Here is a 19,570-nt window from a genome sequence, read left to right as displayed (position 1 = left end):
GGCGCGCGTAGCGGTGTTCATTTGGATTCCTCGAGAATGATGTCGGCGATGCGCTCAGCGGCATCGACCTTGGCCAGGGCACGCGCGGCATTGGCCATCTGCATGCGTCGGGCGGAATTTTCGGACAAATCGCGCAACACGCCTTCCAGCTGCGTCGCCAGCGTTTCATCCTGCTTCAGCAACACAGCGGCGCCGCGCTCGACCAGATACTCCGCATTGCGGGTCTGGTGATCGTCGACGGCTGCGGCGAACGGCACCAGCACGCTGCCCACGCCGACCGCGCACAGCTCGGCCAGGGTGGAGGCGCCGGAGCGGCACACCACCAGATCGGCCCAGGCGAACGCCTCGGCCATATCGGCAATGAAGGGTTCCACGCTTGCCTGCACGCTGGCATCGGCATACGCCTGCAGCGCCTCGGCATGCAGCTTCTCGCCGCTCTGGTGGCGCACCTGCACCGGCATGCCAGCGCCCAGCGCAGCCAGTGCCTTGGGCACCGCATTGTTGAGCACGCGTGCCCCCTGGCTGCCACCGAGGACCAGCAGGCGCAGCGGGCCCTGACGGTTGGCCAGGCGCAGCTCGGGCGGCGTGATCGCGGCGATCTCGGCGCGCACCGGGTTGCCGACCGCTTCCTCACGCTTGGCGAAGCTGCCCGGGAAACCGGCCAGCACGCGGCGCGCGAAGCGCGACAGCACGCGATTGGTCATGCCCGGTGCGCGGTTCTGTTCGTGCACCAGCAACGGCAGGCCATGCAGGCGCGCGGCGATACCGCCGGGGCCGGAGGCGAAGCCACCGAAGGCGATCACCGCCCGCGGCTGGCGATCGCGGATCAGGAAGCCGGCCGCGCGGATCGCGCGCAGCAGCCGCAGCGGTGCGCCGATCAGGGCCAGCTTGCCCTTGCCGCGCAGGCCACCGATGGCGAGCGTATCGATGTGGATATCGTGCTGCGGCACCAGGCGCGTTTCCATCGCGCCATCGGCACCGAGCCAGGTGACCGGCACGCCGCGTTCGCGCAGCACCTTGGCCACGGCCAGGCCGGGGAAGATGTGCCCACCGGTACCGCCGGCCATGATCATGACCGGGCGCTGGGACGGATCGAGGCGAGGCGTGCTCATCCCATCCTCCCCAGCGTCGGTTCGATGCGTTGCTGCATGCGGCTGGTGCCACGGGTGGCGCTGTCGCGCGGTGCGGCATCGCGGTTGCCGCTGTCCTGCATCGCCGCGGCGACCGCGCTGGCGCTGTCGGCCTTGGGCACGTCGCCCGGCAGCGGGCCTTCCTGGTCGGCGCCCATGCGCACGGCCTGGCGGCGCTCGGCGCGGTCCAGTTCATAGGAGACGCGCAGCAGCAGGCCCATCGCCACGCAGGTCATCAGCACACTCGAGCCGCCCGAGGAAATCAGCGGCAGGGTCAGGCCCTTGGTCGGCAGGATGCCGAGGTTGACCCCGATCGAGACGAAGCTCTGCATGCTGATCCACAGGCCGATGCCGAAGGCGATGTAGCCGGAGAAGTGGCGCTTCATTTCCACGCAGCGCATGCCCAGCCAGAAGGTGCGGCCGACCAGCAGCGCATACAGCGAAATGATCAGGCAGGTGCCAAGGAAGCCCAGCTCCTCGGCGGTGACCGAGAAGATGAAATCGGTATGCGCTTCGGGCAGGTAATAGAGCTTCTGCACCGAGTTGCCCAGGCCCACGCCGGTCCACTCGCCACGGCCCACGGCCATCAGCGCGTTGGACAGCTGGTAACCGTCGCCCTGCTGATCGGCCCACGGGTCCAGGAAGGAGGTGATGCGGCGCATGCGGTACGGTTCGATGATCGCCAGCGCGCTCATGCCGACCATGCCGATGATCACCGGCATGGACATGCGCGGCATGTTGACCCCGCCCAGCACCAGCATGCCGGCGGTGATCGCCAGCAGCAGCGTGGACGAGCCGAAGTCCGGCTGCAGCAGCAACAGCACCACCAGCGCGCCGGCCACGCCCAGCGGCTTGAGCATTGCCGGCCAGGTGGCGTTGACCTCATCGCGGAAGCGGACCAGGTAGCTGGACAGCCACACGATGTAGAGCACCTTCACCGCTTCGACGGTCTGGAACTTGGAAATACCCAGGTTGATCCAGCGGCGGGCACCGTTGACGCTGCTGCCCAGGCCCGGGATGAACACCACCACCAGCAGCGCGAAGCAGCCCAGCAGCAGGATCTGGTTGTACTGCTCGATGCTCTTGAGCTCGGTGCGCATGGCGATGATTGCCAGGCCGATACCCACCGCCAGGAAGATCAGGTGGCGGTTGAGGTAATAGAACGGGCTGCTCATCAGCGCGATCGAGCTCGACGCGACCATCACCACGCCCAGCCCGGTGAGCGCGATGATTGCGCCCAGCAGCCACTTGTCGAAGTGGCCTCCGATGGCTTCAAGGCGGGTTGCCTGGCGCGACAGGTCGTTCATCAGCGGACCTTCAACGTGGCCAGGCCGATCAGCACCAGCACGACCGAGATGATCCAGAAGCGCACGATCACGCGCGGCTCCGGCCAGCCCTTCAGTTCGAAGTGATGGTGGATCGGTGCCATGCGGAATACGCGCTTGCCGGTCAGCTTGAACGAGGCGACCTGGATCATCACCGACAGCGTCTCGATCACGAACACGCCGCCCATCACCACCAGCACCAGCTCCTGGCGGGTGATCACCGCGATCGTGCCCAGCACCGCACCCAGCGCCAGCGCGCCGATGTCGCCCATGAAGACCATGGCCGGATAGGTGTTGAACCAGAGGAAGCCCAGGCCTGCGCCGGCGATCGCCGCGCAGATGATGACCAGCTCACCGGCGCCCGGGATCTGCGGGATCTGCAGGTAACTGGAGAACACCACGTTGCCCGAGGCATAGGCGAACACGCCCAGGGCGCAGGCGACCAGCACCGTCGGCATGATCGCCAACCCGTCCAGGCCGTCGGTCAGGTTGACCGCGTTGGAGAAGCCGACGATCCAGAAATACGCGATGGCCACGAAGCTGATGCCGGCCAGCGGCAGCGCGATCGATTTGAACATCGGGATGTAGAACGTCATCGCCGCCGGGACATCGGCGGTGTAGAACAGGAACAGACCGGCCGCCAGACCGAAGATCGACTGCAGCAGGTATTTCCAGCGCGACTTCAGGCCGTTCGGGTCGCGGCGGACGATCTTGATCCAGTCGTCGTACCAGCCGATCGCGCCAAAGCAGAGCATCACCGCCAGCACCAGCCAGACGTAACGGTTGCGCAGGTCGGCCCACAGCAGCACCGACAGCGTGATCGTCAGCAGGATCAGCGAGCCGCCCATGGTCGGCGTGCCGGCCTTGGCGAAATGGGTCTGCGGACCATCCGTACGGATCGGCTGGCCGCCCTTGAACTGGGCCAGCTTGCGGATCATCGCCGGGCCGAGCCACAGCGACAGGAACAGGGCGGTCAGCGCCGCGAGGATGCCGCGCAGGGTCAGGTAGCCGAACAGCCCGAACAGGCTCTCCAACTGCTGCAGCCATCGGGCCAGTTCAAGCAACATTGGGGGTTTCCTCTCCTTGCGCGAGCAGCGCTTTGACGATCGTGTCCATGGCGCTGCCACGCGAGCCCTTGACCAGGCAGCGCACGCCGGCATGCAGTTCGGTGGCGAGCGCGGCGGCCAGGGCCTGGTGACTCTGGAACTGTTGGCCGCCTTCACCGAAGGCGGTCGAGGCGGCGGCGCTCAGCGGGCCGAGCGTGTACAGCCGCTTCAGGCCGGCATCGCGGGCGCGGCGGCCAGCCTGGGCATGCAGCGCCTCGCCGTCCGGGCCGAGCTCGCGCATGTCGCCCAGTACCAGCCAGCCCTCGTCCTTCGAGGCAGCCAGGGCATCGATGGCGGCGGCCAGCGAACCCGGGTTGGCGTTGTAACTGTCATCGATCAGCACCGCGCCGCTGGGCAGCTGGTGCGCGATCTGGCGGCCCGGCACCGGCTCGGCGCGGGCCAGGCCGGCAGCGATCTGCGCCACCGCAATGCCCGCGGCCAGCGCCAGCGAGGCGGCGGCCAGCGCATTGCTGATGTTGTGCCGGCCCGGCAGGCCCAGCGTGATCTCGGCATCGCCCGCGGGCGTGGACAGCACGAACTGGCTGCCCTGCGCGGCCGGGCGGATCGCACGCGCGGTGACATCGGCGGTGTGCTCCAGGCCGTAGCGCAGCACGCGGCAACGCGGCGGCTGGCCGACGATGTGCTGTTCGAACCAGATCCCGAAGGCGTCATCGGCATTGATCACGGCCACCCCATCGGACGGCAGCGCCGCGTAGATCGCGCCCTTGGTGGTGGCCACGCCCTGCAGGCTGCCCATGCGTTCCAGATGCGCCGGGGCGATGTTGTTCACCAGCGCGTAGTGCGGGCGCACGATCTCGGTGAGGTAGGCGATGTCGCCCGGCTTGCCGGCGCCCATCTCGTAGACGGCGTAGTCGGCATCTTCCGGCGCATCGAGCACTGCCAGCGGCAGGCCGATCTCGTTGTTGCGGTTGCCGGGGTTGGCGTAGACCACCTTGCGGTCGTCACGTGCCACCTGTTCCAGGATCGCCAGCAGCAGGCTCTTGACGCTGGTCTTGCCGTTGCTGCCGGTGATGGCGAAGACCGCGGTGTCGCGGTCACGCTGCATGCCGGCGGCGATGCGGCCCAGGGCGTGTTCGCTGTCGGCGACCACGATCTGCGGCAGGGCGACATCAAGTAGGCGTTCGACCAGCATCGCCGAGGCACCGCGTGCCAGCGCGTCGGCCGCGAAGTCATGGCCATCGAAACGCTCGCCCCGCAGCGCCACATACAGGCTGCCGGGCGCGAGCGTACGGGTGTCATTGCTGATGGCATCGATGGCGGTGTCTTCGCCATGGATCTCGCCACCGGCCCAGTGGGCGATCAGCGACAGCGGGGTGCGCTTCATGCAGTCACCCCCGCACGCGCGGCCAGCACACGGCCGGCCACCTCGGTGTCATCGAAGGCGTGCTGGACCCCGTGGATCTCCTGATAGGGCTCGTGGCCCTTGCCGGCGATCAGCACGATATCGCCCGCGCCGGCCTGGCCGATCGCGGTGGCGATCGCGGCGGCGCGGTCGCGCTGCACAGTGACGGCAGCGGGTGCATCAAATCCCTTGAGGATGTCGGCCACGATCACGTCGCCGTCTTCGCCGCGTGGATTGTCGTCGGTGACGATCACCACGTCGGCATGTTGCTCAGCGATGGCGGCCATCTGCGGGCGCTTGCCGGTATCGCGCTCGCCGCCGCAGCCGAACACGCAGATCAGGCGCCCGGCCAGATGGCCCTGCACGCTGGTGAGTGCCTGTTCCAGCGCATCCGGGGTGTGCGCGTAATCGACCACGACGGTGGGCAGGCCACCCTCGCCGCCCAGGCGGTTCATGCGCCCGGCGATCGGCTGCAGCTGCGAGAGCAGCGCGGCGATCGCGGCCGGGGCGTGATCCAGCGCATGCAGCGCACCGGCCACGGCCAGCAGGTTGTCCACGTTGAAGCGGCCGAGCAGCGGCGACTGCACCGGATGGCGCTGACCGTCCACGACCAGATCGAAGGCGATGCCGCGACCGTCCAGGGTGAGCGAATCAGCGCGTACGGTGGCCTGCGCGGCACCGCGCGAGCTCACACCGATCGGGCGGACGCTCTCACCGACAGTGCGCAGCAGTTCGCTGCCGAAGCTGTCATCGAGGTTGACCACGGCGGCCTTGAGCCCGTCGCGGTGGAACAGCCTGGCCTTGGCCGCGCCGTACTGCGCCATGTCGCCGTGATAGTCGAGATGGTCGCGGGTGAGATTGGTGAACACCGCCACGTCGTAATGCACGGCATCCACGCGGCCCTGATCAAGCGCGTGCGAGCTGACTTCCATCGCCACGGCCTGGGCACCCCCGTCGCGCAGCTGCGCCAGCACCTCATGCATCTGCAGCACCAGCGGCGTGGTGAAGCCGGTCGGCACCACGTCGCCATACAGTCCGACGCCCAACGTGCCGATACTGCCGCTGCGGGTGCCGAGCAGGTGCCAAGCCTGGGCCAGCAACTGCACGGTGGAGGTTTTACCGTTGGTGCCGGTCACGCCGACCATCGTCATCGCGCGCGAGGGGTGGCCGTGGAACTGATCGGCCATCGCGCCCATGCGGTGGCGCAGGCCCGGCACGGCAATCGCATCGGCCGGGGCCGGCAGCTCGGCCGGGGCCGGCGGGTCGAACAGGATCGCCCCGGCGCCATTGGCGCGGGCCTGATCGACAAAGCCCAGCCCGTGCGCGCCGAAGCCGGCGATCGCCACGAAGGCATTGCCCGGGCGCACCGCGCGGCTGTCCAGCACCAGGCCGGTGATGGTCGGGTCGTGGCTCAGCACCACATCGGGAAGCAACTGCGACAGCAACATCATCTGGCTCATTGCGTGCCTCCCTGCGCGGGCGGCACTGTGGCGTGCGCGCTGGGCAGCGCGGCATCGAATTCTGCGGCGGCATCGGGCGCGATCACCGTTTCCGGCGGCGGCATCGGCAGCACCGAGGCCGAGTGGCCCATCTTTCCGGACTGCTGGGCGGCCAGCCACGACTCGATGTCATCCGGCGGCACGTCCATCAGGCGCAGCGCGCCTTCCATGACGTTGTGGAACACCGGTGCGGAGACCAGGCCGCCGTAATACTTGCCGCCCTGCGGGTCGTTGATGACGATCACCGTGGCAAAGCGCGGGTTGGTGGCGGGCACCACGCCGGCGAACAGCGCGTTGTAATGGCCACGCTCGTAACCGCCGGGGCCGGCCTTGCGGGCGGTGCCGGTCTTGCCGGCCACGTGGTAACCCAGCACCGCCGCCTGCTTGGCGCCGCCCTGGGTGACCACGGTTTCCATCATCGCCACGACTTCCTTGGCGATCTTCTCGTCGATGATCTGCTTGCCTTCGTTGCGCTGGCCCTTGACGAAGGTCGGCGCGATCAGCTTGCCGCCGTTGCCCAGCGCCGAGTAGGCGGTCGCGATCTGCAGCGGGCTGACATTCAGGCCGTAGCCATAGGACATGGTGGTCTTGGACGGACCACTCCAGCGCGCCGGGCGCGGCAGCACGCCGGCCGATTCGCCCGGGAAGCCGCTGTGCGGGGCGACGCCATAACCGAAGCTGTGAATGTGGTCGTAGAAGACCTGGTCCGGCATCTTGGCGGCGATCTTGGCCGCGCCGATGTTCGAGCTGCGGGTGATCACGCCGGTGACGTTGAGCACGCCGTTGTTCCGCGGCACGTCCTTGATCGTGTAGCGGCCCAGCGCCATGTAGCCCGGGTTGGTGTCCACCGTGGTGTCTTTGGTGACCACGCCGGACTGCAGCGCCGAGGCGATGGTCAGCGGCTTCATGGTCGAACCCGGCTCGACCAGATCGGTCACCGCGCGGTTGCGGCGGGTGTCCGGCGCAGCGCCACCCACGGCATTGGGGTTGTAGGTCGGCAGGTTGACCATGGCCAGGATCTCGCCGGTGGCCACATCCATGATCACCATCGAGCCGCCCGCGGCCTTGTTCTCGATCAGCGCGTTGCGCAGCTCCTTGAAGGCCAGGAACTGGATGCGGCGGTCGATGCTGAGGGTGAGGTCCTTGCCCGGTTCGGCGGCGCGCAGCAGATCGCTCTCCACCGTGTCGCCCTTGCGGTTGCGGATCACGCGCTTGGCGCCGGCCTTGCCGCGCAGCCATTCGTCGAAGGCCAGCTCCAGCCCTTCCTGGCCGCGGTCGTCGATGTTGGTGAAGCCGAGCACGTGCGCCATCGCCTCACCCTGCGGGTAGAAGCGGCGGAACTCGCGCTGCGAGGCCACGCCCGGGATCTTCATCGCGACCACTTTTTCCGCGTCGTCCGGATTGATCCGGCGCCGCAGATACATGAATTCTTTATCGGCCTTCTGCGAAAGCTTGGAGGTCAGCTCATCCAGCGGCATGCCCAGCGCGGTCGCCAGCTCGGGGATACGGTCGGGCGAGCGCAGCAGTTCCTGCGGGTTGACCCAGATCGAGGCGACCGGGGTGGACACCGCGACCGGCTCGCCATTGCGGTCGGTGATCATGCCGCGCGAGGTGTTGATCGGCAGTTCGCGCAGGTAACGGGCTTCGCCCTGGCGCTGGTAGAACTCGCTGTTGATGATCTGCACGTAGGCGGCGCGGCCGACCAGCGAGACCGAGCACAGGCCCAGCGCCAGCCCCACCCACTTCAGGCGCTGGCGGAGGTTGAAGCTGTTGCGCGCACGGTTGCGGCCGGACTTGTTCATGGCCGGATCACCACGACGTCGGCCGCTTCGGGGAACTTCATGCCCAGGCGCTCGCGGGCGACGCGGTCGACCCGGGTCGCCTCGGCCAGGGTGGCCTGCTCAAGCTGCAGGCGACCGAACTCGATGTTGATCTCATCGCGCGCACGCTCGACCCGGGACAGCTCCACGAAGGTCTGGCGGTGGCGATGGCGCATGAACACCACACCGATCGCCGAGGCGACGGTGCAGGCCAGCAGCACGATCAACAGCAGGCGGCTCATCCGGCCACCTCACGCTTTTCGGCGACGCGCAGCACGGCACTGCGCGAGCGCGGATTGACCGCCAGCTCGTCGTCTTCGGCCTTGATGGCGCCACCGTGCAGGTCCAGCGTCGGCACGAAGGCAGCCAGCTCGGGCAACCGGCGGTTGCTCGGCGGTGCCTTGGCGTAGCGGTTCATGAACTGTTTGACGATGCGGTCTTCCAGCGAATGGAAGCTGATCACCGCCAGCCGGCCACCGGGCTTGAGCCGCGCCATCGCCGCCTCCAGGCCCGCCTCGAGGTCGGCCAGTTCGCGGTTGATATGGATGCGGATCGCCTGGAAGCTGCGCGTGGCCGGGTGGATCTTGTCCTTGCCACGCGGCATCACCGAGGCGATCACCTCCGCCAGCTCGGCGGTGCGGGTGAAGGGTTGCTTGTCGCGGCGGGCGACGATGGCCTTGGCGATGCGGCGGCCCTGGCGTTCTTCGCCGTAGGTCCACAGCACGTCCATCAACTCGCGCTCTTCAACGCGGTTGAGCCACTGCGCCGCACTTTCACCGCTGTCCGGGTCCATGCGCATGTCCAGCGGGCCGTCCTTGCCGAAGCTGAAACCGCGCTCGGCGACATCCAGCTGGGGCGAGGACACGCCCAGGTCGAACAGCACGCCATCCAGGCCCTGCGCGGTGGCATCCCAGTGCAGCAGATCAGCAAAGCTGCCACGGAAGATCGAGACGCGCGGGTCCGGCGCGAAATCACGCTCGGCTACCGCAATCGCCTCCGGATCCTTGTCCATGACCAGCAGTCGGCCTCCCGGACCGAGTTGCTCGAGCACGCCCCTGGCGTGACCGCCACGACCGAACGTGCCATCGAGATACACGCCGTTTTCGATCACCTTCAGGCCATCCAGGACCTGCGTGTACAGGACCGGCAGGTGGCCTGCCGGCGACTGCGACACCGGAAGGTGACCGGCCTGCGCTGCTCCGCGCATCCGGGCACCCCGGCTCACAACTTCAGGTCGAGCAACCCATCGCCGAGATCCTCGTCAGACAACGTCTGCTGGATCAACGCGCGATGAGCCTGCTCGCTCCACAATTCGAATTTGTCGCCCATACCGAGCAGCACCGCCTTCTTTTCAATGCCAACGGCACCACGGTGGCTGGCGGGAATACTGATGCGGCCGTTGCCGTCCAGCTCCAGATGCGCGGCCGAACCGACCAGCTTCTGTTGCAGGAGGCGCACGACGCGCTGTGTGTTGGGCTTGGACATGACGTCATCACGGACGCGTTCCCATTCCTGTTCGGCGTACAGCCACAGACAGCCGGACTCGAACGGGTTGTAGGTCAGGACCAGACGGTTGTTGCTCACACGCGCGACTAGGTCGCGATGCGCGGTCGGAACCGCCATGCGCCCTTTGTCGTCAACAGTGATGGCCGTCTCGCCTTGAAACACGACGTTTTCACCTTTCCTTCGCCTGGTGAAACATTGAACCACGAAAAACCACAAAAAACCCGGTTTCCCCTCTGATGCCCACCTTAGCAGTGCCGATTGGGTTGTCAACAACTTTGCGAAGGCGAAATCACTTTGAACATCAAGGGCTTGCAGCGATCTTTAGAGACTTGTTCAAGGCTTATCCACAAGTTGCTGTTTCGTCTCATTTTTTGAGATTTCGCCGAAGTTCAGGCCTGTGGAGGCCGCGTGAAACATCGCCCCGTATTCAGTCCTGACCCGGCCGTCATCGCCTCCGCCCTGCGCAGAACCGGCACACTGTGAGGCATGTGTCTGCTCGCCCTTGCCTGGAAAACCCACCCCCGCTGGCAGTTGGTGATGGTCGGTAACCGCGATGAGTTCCACGCGCGGCCGACCGCCGCCCTGGCCCGGTGGCCCCCTCCGGATGACGGGGTGGCCGCAGGCCGCGACCTGCGCTCGGGCGGGACCTGGGCCGGGATCGGTGCGGACGGACGGATGGCGGTGGTGACCAACGTGCGCGACCCGCTGGCCCGGCAGACCGGCCCCTCACGCGGGGCCCTGGTAGCCGACTACCTGCGTGACACCGCCCCGGCCGCCCGCTTCGCCGATGGGCTGACCGCCCGCGCCGCCGACTTCGCCCCGTTCAACCTGCTGCTGGCCGATCGCGACAGCTGCCAGTTCCTGGGCAACCACCCGGCGGGCCGGCAGGCGTTGGCGCCCGGCGTACATGGCATGTCCAACGGGCCGCTGGATGCCCCGTGGCCCAAGACGGAGCGCTTGAACGCCGCCCTGCAGGGCTGGATCACCAGCGGCAGCGACGACCTGGGCCCGCTGTGGGCGGCGCTGGCCGATGAAACCCGGGCCGACGACAGCGCCCTGCCCGACACCGGCATCGGCCTCGAACGCGAGCGCTGGCTGAGCGCAGCGTTCATCCGCAGCCCGGAGTACGGCACCCGCGCCAGCACGCTGATCGCGCTGGATGCCGACGGCCAGGGTTTCATCCACGAGCGCCGGTTCGGGCCGGACGGCAGCTGCATCGGCGAGACGCGGCTGGCGGTTACGGCGCCGGCTGTGGGGATATGACGCGACGAGCCCGTTTTCGCCGGTGTGCGACGGGGCACTTCAGCCGCGATTGAAGGTGTTCACCGAAGTTTAACGCGTTGCGCCGCAACGGATTTCAGGCCATGACGCCGGGCTGGACCCGGGCGGGCGCCGGCCACGGTCGGCGCCGGCATCGGCCGTGGCTTGACCCCGGACACCCCGCGACGAGGATGAGGCGGACGGCACCTTCGCCGCGCCCTCTTCGGACCCGGGACCTGCATGCGACGCATCCTCTTTCTATTGGCCAGCCATCTGCTGGTCCTTGGCGTGGGCTTCGGCCTGGGCGTGTACTTCCTGCCGATCCTGACCGCCCCCGACGATCCGCCGGTGCAACAGGTACAGGACGCGATGGGACAGGCCCGCTACCACGCCACCTTCCACCGCGACCAGAAAGGCAGCGACGCGCTGCACTGGGCCGACGGCGCACTGAGCGTGAGCTCCACCCAGGTCGCGTTCACCGGCAAGATCGCCCCGGGGCCCGACTACAAGGTGTATCTGACCCGCGAGTTCGTCGATACCAAGGCCGGCTTTGAACGGATCAAGACCGATGCCGTGCGGATCGGCGAGGTGAAGACCTTCAACCGATTCCTGGTCGATGTGCCACCGGGCGTGGATGTCGAGGAATTCACCACCGTGGTGGTGTGGTGCGAACGCTTCGCGCAGTTCATCTCGGCCGGGCAGTATCGAACACCGGGGTGATCGCCCGCCCTCCGCATGCCGGGATGTGGGACAATGCGCGCGGCGGAGTCGGCCAGACAGTCGCGTCATCCCTTGCGGATGCCGAGGAAAGTCCGGGCTCCATAGGGCAAGGTGCCAGGTAACGCCTGGGCGGCGCAAGCCGACGGAAAGTGCAACAGAAAGATACCGCCTACGTTTCCTTCGGGAAGCCGGTAAGGGTGAAATGGTGCGGTAAGAGCGCACCGCGAGTCTGGCAACAGACCGGCACGGCAAACCCCACCTGGAGCAAGACCAAATAGGGACCTAATGGCGTGGCCCGCGTCGGGTCCGGGTAGGTTGCTTGAGCGCTGCGGTGACGTAGCGCCTAGAGGAATGACTGTCCACGACAAAACCCGGCTTATCGGCCGGCTCCGCCGCTTTTTTCGTCATGACGAAAAAATCCCCAAGGTTTGCAGCGCAAACCTTGGCCCCCGGGCCACCAGCGCCCAATTCCCCGCGGCTGTCGCCGCGCCCCCTTTACTAAAGGGGGCTGTGCCTCCAGACGGTTGGCGTGGGCCGGCATTCAATCTGCACGCGCGGTAGAGCCACCCCATGGGTGGCTGCCTCACGTTCTGGCACCGCGTGCAGCCACCCATGGGGTGGCTCTACCTTCTCTGGCACCGCGTGCAGCCACCCATGGGGTGGCTCTACCTTCTTTGGCACCGCGTGCAGCCACCCATGGGGTGGCTCTACCTTCTCTGGCACCGCGTGCAGCCACCCATGGGGTGGCTCTACCTTCTCTGGCACCGCGTGCAGCCACCCATGGGGTGGCTCTACCTTCTTTGGCACCGCGTGCAGCCACCCGTGGGGTGGCGCGACCGGCCGATCAACCGCCGTACAGGGCTTTTCTGGGGGCACCGGTGAGTTCGGCGGCGAGCTTGGCTGCGGTGGACGGCGGGAGGTGTTCGCTGAGCTTGGCGTACATGCGGCGGCCGGCGGCCAACTGAGCCTCCTCATCGTCGGCCGCGCCCTGCACCATCACCACGAATTCGCCCTTGCGCTGGTTGTCGTCGGCTTCCACCTGCTGCAGCAGCGAGGCCAGATCACCATCCAGCACGGTCTCAAACAGCTTGGTCAGCTCACGCGCCAGCACCGCGGGCCGCTCGGGCCCGAACGCGGCGACCATGTCCGCCAGCGATTCAGTGATCCGGTGCGAGGATTCGTAGAACACCAGCGTGCGGGTTTCACCGGCCAGCGCATGGAGCCGCTCGCGGCGGCCGGAGGCCTTGGCCGGCAGGAAGCCCTCGAAGGTGAAGCGATCGCTGGGCAGGCCGGCCACGCTGAGCGCCGCGATCGCCGCACAGGCACCGGGAATCGGGCTGACCTTGATCCCGGCTTCCCGCGCGGCGCGCACCAGCCGGTAGCCCGGGTCGCTGACCAGCGGGGTACCGGCATCACTGACCAGTGCCAGCGACTCCCCGGCCAACAGGCGCGCCACGATCCGCTGCGACAACGCTTCTTCATTGTGGTCATGCAGCGCCACCAACGGCTGCTGGATGCCGAAGTGGGCCAGCAGCTGGCCGCTGCGGCGGGTGTCCTCGGCGCAGATCGCGGCCACCGAACGCAGCACGTCCTGCGCGCGCGGGGTCAGATCGGCGAGGTTGCCGATCGGGGTGGCAACGACATACAGCGTGGGGACAGCACTCATCAGCGGCTCTTCCGTGGTCAAGGGTAGAATCGTACCGTTCCCCGGCCACGGCCGCTGCCCCCATCGAATGGACCTGATCATGAACAAGCCCGTCGTACGGATCTCCGCCCTTTCGTTGTCGCTGATGCTGCTTGCCGGCTGCGCCACGACCAGCTTCACCAGTGCGCCGGATTCGCCGGCCCAGAGCCAGGCCCTGGCGCTGATCGAGCAGGGCAAGCCGCGCGATGCGGCGGTCCAGCTGGAAGCCCTGGCCAACACCCTGCGCGGCAGTGCCCGCAGCGCCGCCCTGGCCGATGCCGCCTTTGCCTGGCACGAAGCCGGCGATGCCACCCGCGCCCGCACGCTGCTGGCCCAGGTCACTGCGCGCCAGCTCAGCGGCGCCAGCCTCCAGCGCTACCAGCTGACCACGGCCGAACTCGCGCTGGCCGACAAGCAGCCGGCCCAGGCGCTGGCCGCACTGAAAGAATCGGCCGACGCGGTCATCCCCTCGCTGCGTACCCGCTGGCAGTTGGCGCGCGCCAACGCACTGCAGGCCACCGGCGACAACCTCGGCGCCGCGCTGGAGCGCGCCCGTGCACACGCCGCGCTCTCCGGCAAGGCGCGCAGCGACAACCAGCAGGCCATCGCCGGCCTGCTCGGCACGCTGGACGATGCCACCCTGCGCTCCCGCGCGGCGGCACTGCCGGCCAACGAGCCGCTGTACAACTTCGCCGGCCGTGCGCTGATCGCCCGGGGCATGCCGCTGCCGCGTCCGTTCGATCGCGAAGGCGCCTCGCAGTTCGATACCAGCAAGCGCCCGCCGGCGATGAGCGATGGCTATCGTCCGCCCGTGAAGATGGCCGTGCTGCTGCCGCTCAGTGGCCGCCTGGCCACCGCCGCGCAGCCGGTCCGCGATGGCCTGCTCAGCGGTTACTACGGTGAAACCCGCCGCCGTCCGGACATCCAGTTCATCGACACCGCCGGTACCGCCGCCGGTGCCGTGGCCGCCTACGACAAGGCGGTGACCGCCGGTGCCGATTTCATCGTCGGCCCGCTCGGCCGCGATGAAGTGGATGCCGTGTTCGGCCGCCGCGAACTGCCGGTGCCGGTGCTGGCCCTGAACCGCGGCAAGGACACCCCGCCGGCGGGCAGCGCCGGTTTCTCGCTGGCCCCGGAAGACGACGGCATCATCGCCGCCGAGTACCTGCGCGGCCGCGAGCGCAGCAAGGTGCTGGTGATCCACAGCAATGATGACAACGGTCGCCGTGCCGCCGCCGCCTTCCGTGAGCGCTTCGCGCAGCGCGGTGGTCAGGTGGTGGCCACCATCGGCGTCAGCGACACGGTCGGCGACATTGGCGCGCAGGTGCGTGCGGCCGGCGCCATCGACGGTGTGTTGCTGGCAGTGAAGGCGCCGCAGGCGCGTGCACTGACCCCGCAGCTGGCGCTGGCCGGTGCCGGTGGCGCCAGCCGCGTCGGCACCTCGCAGCTGACCGTCGGTGCCGGCAAGCCGGAAGAAGACATGGCGCTGGACGGCATCGTCTATCCGAACGAAGCCTGGAACGTGCGTGGCGTGCCCGGCCTGCCGGCCGCCTCCACGGCCGGGCAGATCCTGCCCTCGGCGCGTGGTGCCTCCGGTCGCCTGTTCGCGTTCGGTTTCGATGCCTGGAAGATCAGCGCCTACCTGGACAAGGTCGCGACGGAAGGCGGCCTGGCCGGCGCCACCGGCACCCTGTTCCTGGACAGCAACGGCAACGTACTGCGGGTGCCGGCATGGTCGACCTTCAGCGGCGGCCGGCCGATGCCGATCGCCAGCAGCAACTGAGCCACGTGCCCACCGGGCGCGCGGTACGCGGTGCGGCGGTGGAAGCCGCCGCGCAGCACCATCTCCGTCAGGCCGGGCTGCGCCCGGTCACCACCAACGCGCGGTATCGCCGGGGCGAGATCGACCTGATCATGCGCGACGGCGATGTCGTCGTGTTCGTGGAAGTGCGCTACCGCGCCACTGCCCGCTTCGGCGGCGGCGCGGCTTCGGTGGACCTGCGCAAGCGACGCAAGCTGGTGATCGCCGCGCAGCTGTTTCTGCAGTCCCATCCCTGGCTGGCCGAGCAGCCCTGCCGCTTCGACGTGGTTGAAGCCAGTGGCGAGCCCCCGCAGCTGAACTGGCTGCGCGACGCGTTCCGGCTGGACGACTGCTGATGCCCTCCATCTTCACCCACGCCGCCATTCCGCTGGCGCTGTGGTGCGCCGCGGATCGCGGCCGCATCGCCACCCCGTTGCTGGCCGCTGGCGTGGTCGCGGCGATGCTGCCCGACGCGGATGTGCTGGCCTTCGCGCTGCACATTCCCTACGCCGACAGCTTCGGCCACCGCGGGGCCAGTCATTCGATCGTGTTTGCCGCGGTGCTGGCCGTGCTCGCTGCCCTGCTGCATACGCGCCTGCGAGCCAGTGCAGTGCAGGCCGCCGCATTCGTTGGCATCAGTGCCCTGTCGCACCCGCTGCTGGACGCGTTCACCTCCGGCGGTCTCGGGGTTGCCCTGTGGTGGCCATGGAGTGGCGAGCGGTTGTTCGCGCCGTGGCGCCCGATCCGTGTGTCGCCATTCGCCGGGCAGTTCTTCAGCGCGCGCGGGCTGGCCACCGTTGTGTCTGAACTGCGTTGGGTGTGGTTGCCGCTGGCCGCCGCCGTGATCGGCTGGAGGCTGATCCAACGCGCCCCTGTGAATTCCCGGAACGCCTGATGTCGACCACCCCCGCCCTGCCCGCCGCCTTCCTGTCCACCGTGCATGCGCTGCTGGGCGACGATGGGTGGCGCACCGATGACGCGGCACTGGCCGCCCATGCGCAGGACAACTCCTGGCGCAGCCAGCTGCCGCTCGGCGTGGCGTTTCCGCGTGACCGCGAGCAGGTGGTGGCGCTGGTCCGCGCCTGCCGCACGCACCATGTGGCCGTGGTGGCGCGCGGCGCGGGCACCGGCACCACCGGCGCGGCGGTACCGGTCAACGGCAGCATCGTGCTGTCGTTCGCGCGCATGGCGCGCATCCTCGCCATCCAGCCCGGCAACCGCTGCGCGGTGGTCGAACCGGGCGTGCTCAACGGCGACCTGCAGCAGGCGCTGATGCCGCACGGCCTGTTCTGGGCACCGGACCCGTCCAGCGCCGACATCTGCAGCATCGGCGGCAACCTGGCGTGCAATGCCGGTGGCCCGCGCGCGGTGAAGTACGGCACCAGCCGCGACAACGTGCTCGGCCTGGTGGCGGTCACCGGCGCAGGCGACCTCATCCACTGCGGCGGCGCTTACACCAAGGACGCCACCGGCTACGACCTCACCCACCTGCTGGTCGGCAGCGAAGGCACGCTGGCGCTGATCGTGGAAGCCACGCTCAAGCTCACCCCGCTGCCGGTCGCCCAGGCCGGGTTGCGCGTGCTGTACCGCGATGCCGATGCCGCCGCCGCAGCCGTGTCGCGCCTGATGGCGCAACCGGTGGTGCCCACGCGGCTGGAATTCATGGACGCGCGCAGCCTGGCGCTGCTGCGTCGCAATGGCGCCGACGTGCCCGAGGCGGGCGCGATGCTGCTGGTGGAAGCCGACGGCGACCACGACACGCTGCCCTACCTGCTGCAGGCACTGGCCACCGCCGCCGAGGGCGACGGCCTGCTGGCGCTGGACGTGGCGATGGAAGGGGCCGCACGCGAGAAACTCTGGGCCGCGCGCAAGGCGCTGTCGCCCGCGCTGCGCAGCATCGCCCCGGGCAAGATCAACGAAGACGTGGTGGTGCCGGTGTCGCGCATCCCTGACCTGGTCGCCGGCGTGCAGGCGCTGGCGCGCGAGTACACGCTGACCATCGTCACCTTCGGCCATGCGGGCAACGGCAACCTGCACGTCAACATCCTGTACCACCCTGACGACGCCGACGAGAACGCACGCGCGCATGCCGCGCTGCCGAAGATCTTTGAACTGACCTTGGCACTCGGCGGCACGTTGTCCGGCGAGCATGGCATCGGATTGGCCAAGCGCGATTTCATGGCCCAGGCCTTCTCCCCCGCCACGCTGGCGGCGATGCGGGCGATCAAGCACGCGCTGGATCCGGACGGCATCCTCAACCCGGGCAAGGTGCTGCCGCCGGGGTGATGCGGGTTCATGCCGCGGGCGCGGATGGCAGCCGGATGGCGCCCCGCTCTACGGCAGCCGGGCAGAGCCCGGCTCTACGGTGCGTGGTGCGCGCTGGGTGATGTCGATCAGCGTGGTGCGGAAATCCGGCAGCAGTACGCGGTTGCCGTGACCGCTCAGGTGATCGTTGTCGAAGAACAGCGGCTGGTCACCGTCCATGGCCGAACACGTCTGCGCACCACACAACAGCGGTAGCGGATCCCAGACGTGCAACGACGGATAGCGGTCGCTCAGCGCGGCCAGCAGTTCCAGCTGCGGTGCACGCAGCAGCTCCAGGTCGGCGCGCGCCATGTCCAGCCCGCCGGCGCAGGCTGGATTCATCCGGTTGAATCTGTCCGTGCAGCGATACGCCCCCGCCTTGAACAGCGGCAACGGCGCATCCACCACCACGTGCACGCCCAGCCGCTGCAGCCGGTCCAGCACCCGCTCCGCCTCGGCGCGCGCAGCGGCGGCATCGGACGGCGTGCGCTCTGCCAGCATCTGCTGGAACACCACCGCATCGCCATTGCCCCAGTCGCGGCCGCGCAGCTCGGGCATGCGCAGCGATGCCAGCAGCACGATGTCGCCCGGTCGCGCCTGCGCCTCGATGCGCGACAGCGCCCGCTCGGCGAAGGACCGGCAGTCGGCCGGGGCCGCGCGCAGCAGATTGACGATGCCACACCCACCCTGATCGTCCTGGCGCACCTCCATGCCGGTCTGCCGCGCCACCATCGACGTCAGGGTGCGATACGCGGCGGCATGCGAGTCACCGGCGACGAACAGGCGGCGGCCGGCCAGCCCGGGCGCGTCCACCGGGTCAAGCGGCCGCCATGCCGGGTACTTGCGTGCCTGCCACGCGTAGCCGTCGCGGGTGCTGCTGAGCGATATCTGCTCGTGGAAGTTCACCATGCTCCAGGCCAGCAACGCGGCGCCGGCCACCACCGGCACCGCCATCGCGAGCACCTTGGCGGGGGCCTTTGCAGCCAGCGCGGGGGCGCGGCGCAGCGGCGTTTCCACCCAGCGGTAGGACGCCGAGGCCACCAGCAGAAGCAGGATCGGGTACAGCCACAGCGCTGCCCCCTGAAGGCCGTAGGTCCAACGCAGCAGGACCAGCAGCGGCCAATGCCAGAGGTAGAGCGAGTACGAGATGCGGCCCAGGTGGGTCAACGGCCCCCATGACAGCAACCGCGCGTACCCGGTCGTGGCGGCACCCTCGGCAGACACCGCGGCAAGCAGCAGCAGCGCGCCGATCACCGTGAGGGCCACCCCCGGGAAGGGCAGCGGCAGCGACGGTGCCAGCACCACGCCTGCGCCCAACAGCGCCCCCCCTGGCCATGCCAGCCAACGTCCGCGCGGCGCACCGCCACGGGCCGTCATCCATTGATACAGCAGCGCGCCAGCGGCCAGTTCCCAGAAGCGCGCCGGCAGCAGATAGAAGGCAGTGGTGGGCGCAACGCGGCTTTGCCATGCCGCCAACACCAGAGACACCAGCGACACGACCGGAAGCAGCCAGCGCAACGAAGGGAAGCGCTGGCGACCGCGCAACCAGGCGATGAACAGCACGGGAAAGACCAGGTAGAACTGTTCCTCCACGCCCAATGTCCAGGTATGCAGGAACGGATTGAGGTCCGCACCGGGCGAGAAGTAGCTGTCCTGTTGCCCCGCCAGCACGATATTGCTCAGGCCAAGCAGGGCGGCCATGCCGGTCTGGTCGAACTGTTCATTGCGCCATGCCCGCGGAATCAGCAACGCCGACAGCACGAACGTGACCACCAGCATCAGCAGCAGCGCGGGCAACAGGCGCAGCACGCGGCGACGATAGAAATCGAGCAGCAACGTGCCCGGTGGCGTGTCACCCCGTGCAGCCAGGGACTGGCTGATCACGAAGCCTGAAATGACGAAGAACAGATCCACACCGGTGAAGCCGCCCGGCAACAGCTGGGCATCGACATGGAAGACGATGACGGCCAGCACGGCGAGCGCGCGCATGCCGTCAATGGCGGGATTGTGGGAGCATCCAGACGTGCGCATGCGGGTAGCCGAGCTGAGGTG

17 protein-coding genes and 1 other RNA gene are annotated in these 19,570 nt (G+C 68.5%); 7 read left to right on the top strand and 11 right to left on the bottom strand.

Annotated features, from left to right (window positions below; translation table 11 throughout):
• Positions 1–17: 17 nt before the first annotated feature.
• Genes murG through mraZ form a run of 9 tightly spaced genes read right to left on the bottom strand, consistent with a single transcriptional unit; the run spans position 18 to position 9,911 of the window.
• Complete coding sequence (gene murG / locus ABE472_RS11905; RefSeq protein ID WP_313210228.1) at positions 18–1,112, bottom strand: undecaprenyldiphospho-muramoylpentapeptide beta-N-acetylglucosaminyltransferase; 1,095 nt, start codon at positions 1,110–1,112, stop codon at positions 18–20.
• On the bottom strand, positions 1,109–2,437 hold the full coding sequence (ftsW, locus tag ABE472_RS11900) for a putative lipid II flippase FtsW (protein WP_070471723.1): 1,329 nt from the start codon (positions 2,435–2,437) through the stop codon (positions 1,109–1,111). The genes murG and ftsW overlap by 4 nt, the downstream gene beginning before the upstream one ends.
• Positions 2,437–3,522 (bottom strand): phospho-N-acetylmuramoyl-pentapeptide-transferase, encoded by a 1,086-nt coding sequence (gene mraY / locus ABE472_RS11895; protein ID WP_088433957.1) that lies wholly within the window; start codon positions 3,520–3,522, stop codon positions 2,437–2,439. The genes ftsW and mraY overlap by 1 nt, the downstream gene beginning before the upstream one ends.
• On the bottom strand, positions 3,512–4,906 hold the full coding sequence (gene murF / locus ABE472_RS11890) for a UDP-N-acetylmuramoyl-tripeptide--D-alanyl-D-alanine ligase (protein ID WP_313219983.1): 1,395 nt from the start codon (positions 4,904–4,906) through the stop codon (positions 3,512–3,514). Before murF ends, mraY begins: the two co-directional genes overlap by 11 nt.
• Positions 4,903–6,384, bottom strand: a complete 1,482-nt coding sequence (locus tag ABE472_RS11885) for a UDP-N-acetylmuramoyl-L-alanyl-D-glutamate--2,6-diaminopimelate ligase (RefSeq protein WP_346462848.1) — start codon at positions 6,382–6,384, stop codon at positions 4,903–4,905. Before ABE472_RS11885 ends, murF begins: the two co-directional genes overlap by 4 nt.
• On the bottom strand, positions 6,381–8,225 hold the full coding sequence (locus tag ABE472_RS11880; protein ID WP_121042695.1) for a penicillin-binding transpeptidase domain-containing protein: 1,845 nt from the start codon (positions 8,223–8,225) through the stop codon (positions 6,381–6,383). Before ABE472_RS11880 ends, ABE472_RS11885 begins: the two co-directional genes overlap by 4 nt.
• The gene (gene ftsL, locus ABE472_RS11875) at positions 8,222–8,485 is read right to left on the bottom strand and encodes a cell division protein FtsL (RefSeq protein WP_019182492.1); all 264 of its coding nucleotides are present in this window, start codon (positions 8,483–8,485) and stop codon (positions 8,222–8,224) included. Before ftsL ends, ABE472_RS11880 begins: the two co-directional genes overlap by 4 nt.
• Complete coding sequence (rsmH, locus tag ABE472_RS11870; protein WP_313219984.1) at positions 8,482–9,450, bottom strand: 16S rRNA (cytosine(1402)-N(4))-methyltransferase RsmH; 969 nt, start codon at positions 9,448–9,450, stop codon at positions 8,482–8,484. The genes ftsL and rsmH overlap by 4 nt, the downstream gene beginning before the upstream one ends.
• A gap of 14 nt (positions 9,451–9,464) precedes the next feature.
• Positions 9,465–9,911: a division/cell wall cluster transcriptional repressor MraZ gene (gene mraZ, locus ABE472_RS11865; protein WP_019182494.1), complete on the bottom strand. Its 447-nt coding sequence runs from the start codon at positions 9,909–9,911 to the stop codon at positions 9,465–9,467.
• 324 nt (positions 9,912–10,235) lie between these two features.
• On the opposite strand from mraZ, the gene ABE472_RS11860 reads away from it, so the two are divergent.
• The 3 genes from ABE472_RS11860 (at position 10,236) to rnpB (ending at position 12,124) form a co-directional block, all read left to right on the top strand.
• Entirely contained in the window at positions 10,236–11,012 is a 777-nt protein-coding gene (locus tag ABE472_RS11860; RefSeq protein WP_346466263.1) for an NRDE family protein, read from the top strand.
• Positions 11,013–11,249: 237 nt separating this feature from the next.
• A complete protein-coding gene (locus ABE472_RS11855; RefSeq protein ID WP_346466262.1) occupies positions 11,250–11,729 on the top strand; it encodes a DM13 domain-containing protein in 480 nt (159 codons plus the stop codon).
• Positions 11,730–11,773: 44 nt separating this feature from the next.
• An RNA gene (gene rnpB / locus ABE472_RS11850) (RNase P RNA component class A) lies at positions 11,774–12,124 on the top strand.
• Between the two features lie 449 nt (positions 12,125–12,573).
• Here rnpB and rsmI read toward each other — a convergent pair.
• Complete coding sequence (gene rsmI / locus ABE472_RS11845) at positions 12,574–13,395, bottom strand: 16S rRNA (cytidine(1402)-2'-O)-methyltransferase (protein ID WP_313219986.1); 822 nt, start codon at positions 13,393–13,395, stop codon at positions 12,574–12,576.
• 79 nt (positions 13,396–13,474) lie between these two features.
• Here rsmI and ABE472_RS11840 point away from each other — a divergent pair, with 79 nt between their 5' ends.
• The 4 genes from ABE472_RS11840 to ABE472_RS11825 are packed head-to-tail and all read left to right on the top strand — an operon-like array spanning position 13,475 to position 17,500.
• Positions 13,475–15,196: a penicillin-binding protein activator gene (locus ABE472_RS11840; protein ID WP_346466261.1), complete on the top strand. Its 1,722-nt coding sequence runs from the start codon at positions 13,475–13,477 to the stop codon at positions 15,194–15,196.
• A 5-nt stretch (positions 15,197–15,201) separates the two neighbouring features.
• Positions 15,202–15,570 (top strand): YraN family protein, encoded by a 369-nt coding sequence (locus ABE472_RS11835; protein WP_346466290.1) that lies wholly within the window; start codon positions 15,202–15,204, stop codon positions 15,568–15,570.
• Entirely contained in the window at positions 15,570–16,109 is a 540-nt protein-coding gene (locus tag ABE472_RS11830) for a metal-dependent hydrolase (RefSeq protein WP_313210253.1), read from the top strand. The genes ABE472_RS11835 and ABE472_RS11830 overlap by 1 nt, the downstream gene beginning before the upstream one ends.
• Positions 16,109–17,500 (top strand): FAD-linked oxidase C-terminal domain-containing protein, encoded by a 1,392-nt coding sequence (locus tag ABE472_RS11825; RefSeq protein WP_346466260.1) that lies wholly within the window; start codon positions 16,109–16,111, stop codon positions 17,498–17,500. The genes ABE472_RS11830 and ABE472_RS11825 overlap by 1 nt, the downstream gene beginning before the upstream one ends.
• A gap of 48 nt (positions 17,501–17,548) precedes the next feature.
• Here the strand turns inward: ABE472_RS11825 and ABE472_RS11820 are convergent, their stop codons facing one another.
• Positions 17,549–19,549, bottom strand: coding sequence for an acyltransferase family protein (locus ABE472_RS11820; RefSeq protein WP_346466259.1), 2,001 nt, complete (start codon positions 19,547–19,549; stop codon positions 17,549–17,551).
• Positions 19,550–19,570 lie beyond the last annotated feature (21 nt).

The organism is Stenotrophomonas sp. TWI809 (assembly GCF_039673205.1).
GTDB lineage: Bacteria > Pseudomonadota > Gammaproteobacteria > Xanthomonadales > Xanthomonadaceae > Stenotrophomonas.
This window is presented reverse-complemented; position numbering and strand designations above follow the sequence as displayed.

Coding starts and splice junctions, on each gene's coding strand:
- murG (WP_313210228.1), bottom strand. CDS start 1,112: ATGAGCACGCCTCGCCTCGATCCGTCCCAGCGCCCGGTCATGATCATG.
- ftsW (WP_070471723.1), bottom strand. CDS start 2,437: ATGAACGACCTGTCGCGCCAGGCAACCCGCCTTGAAGCCATCGGAGGC.
- mraY (WP_088433957.1), bottom strand. CDS start 3,522: ATGTTGCTTGAACTGGCCCGATGGCTGCAGCAGTTGGAGAGCCTGTTC.
- murF (WP_313219983.1), bottom strand. CDS start 4,906: ATGAAGCGCACCCCGCTGTCGCTGATCGCCCACTGGGCCGGTGGCGAG.
- ABE472_RS11885 (WP_346462848.1), bottom strand. CDS start 6,384: ATGAGCCAGATGATGTTGCTGTCGCAGTTGCTTCCCGATGTGGTGCTG.
- ABE472_RS11880 (WP_121042695.1), bottom strand. CDS start 8,225: ATGAACAAGTCCGGCCGCAACCGTGCGCGCAACAGCTTCAACCTCCGC.
- ftsL (WP_019182492.1), bottom strand. CDS start 8,485: ATGAGCCGCCTGCTGTTGATCGTGCTGCTGGCCTGCACCGTCGCCTCG.
- rsmH (WP_313219984.1), bottom strand. CDS start 9,450: ATGCGCGGAGCAGCGCAGGCCGGTCACCTTCCGGTGTCGCAGTCGCCG.
- ABE472_RS11860 (WP_346466263.1), top strand. CDS start 10,236: ATGTGTCTGCTCGCCCTTGCCTGGAAAACCCACCCCCGCTGGCAGTTG.
- ABE472_RS11855 (WP_346466262.1), top strand. CDS start 11,250: ATGCGACGCATCCTCTTTCTATTGGCCAGCCATCTGCTGGTCCTTGGC.
- rsmI (WP_313219986.1), bottom strand. CDS start 13,395: ATGAGTGCTGTCCCCACGCTGTATGTCGTTGCCACCCCGATCGGCAAC.
- ABE472_RS11840 (WP_346466261.1), top strand. CDS start 13,475: ATGAACAAGCCCGTCGTACGGATCTCCGCCCTTTCGTTGTCGCTGATG.
- ABE472_RS11830 (WP_313210253.1), top strand. CDS start 15,570: ATGCCCTCCATCTTCACCCACGCCGCCATTCCGCTGGCGCTGTGGTGC.
- ABE472_RS11825 (WP_346466260.1), top strand. CDS start 16,109: ATGTCGACCACCCCCGCCCTGCCCGCCGCCTTCCTGTCCACCGTGCAT.
- ABE472_RS11820 (WP_346466259.1), bottom strand. CDS start 19,549: ATGCGCACGTCTGGATGCTCCCACAATCCCGCCATTGACGGCATGCGC.